Origin of the sequence: Streptomyces gardneri, from assembly GCF_006539185.1 — a bacterium.
GTDB classification, from domain to species: domain Bacteria; phylum Actinomycetota; class Actinomycetes; order Streptomycetales; family Streptomycetaceae; genus Streptomyces; species Streptomyces gardneri.
Window position 1 is genome coordinate 1 of sequence record NZ_BJMN01000147.1, and the last position, 596, is coordinate 596.

The 596-nt window shown below is 71.8% G+C and carries 1 pseudogene; it reads right to left on the bottom strand.

Annotation, left to right across the window (positions count from 1 at the left end):
• A pseudogene (locus SGA01_RS40805) lies at positions 1 to 596 on the bottom strand (potassium-transporting ATPase subunit B); the annotation flags it as partial.

Genomic DNA, 596 nt, shown 5'->3' on the forward strand with positions numbered 1-596 from the left:
GCGCACCCTTGTCGTCCTCCAGAGCCACCAGCAGCGGCGTGCCACCGGCCTGAGAAATCCGGTCCGTGAGCGCCTGCGCGTCCTCGGAGACACTGCCGCCCCGCTCCTTCACCCACGCGACGACCGAACCGGCCGCCCCCTTGCGGACCTTGCGCCCGTCGACGTCGACGCCGGACATACGGGTCTGCGCCGTGAACTCGATCCAGTCGGCGTGCGCCAGTTCGCCCTGGTGGCGTTCGCGGAGCCCGTACCTCTCCTTGGCGAGGACGACGACGGAGCGGCCCTCGGGCGTCTCGTCGGCGAGCGAGGAGAGCTGGGCGGCGTCGGCGACCTCGGCCTCGGTGGTCCCGCGCACGGGGACGAACTCGGAGGCCTGGCGGTTGCCGAGGGTGATGGTGCCGGTCTTGTCGAGGAGCAGCGTCGACACGTCACCGGCGGCCTCGACCGCGCGGCCCGACATGGCGAGGACGTTGCGCTGGACGAGCCGGTCCATGCCCGCGATGCCGATCGCGGAGAGCAGCGCGCCGATCGTCGTGGGGATCAGGCAGACGAGCAGGGCCGTCAGGACGATCATGGAGGTCTGCTTGTCGGCGCCC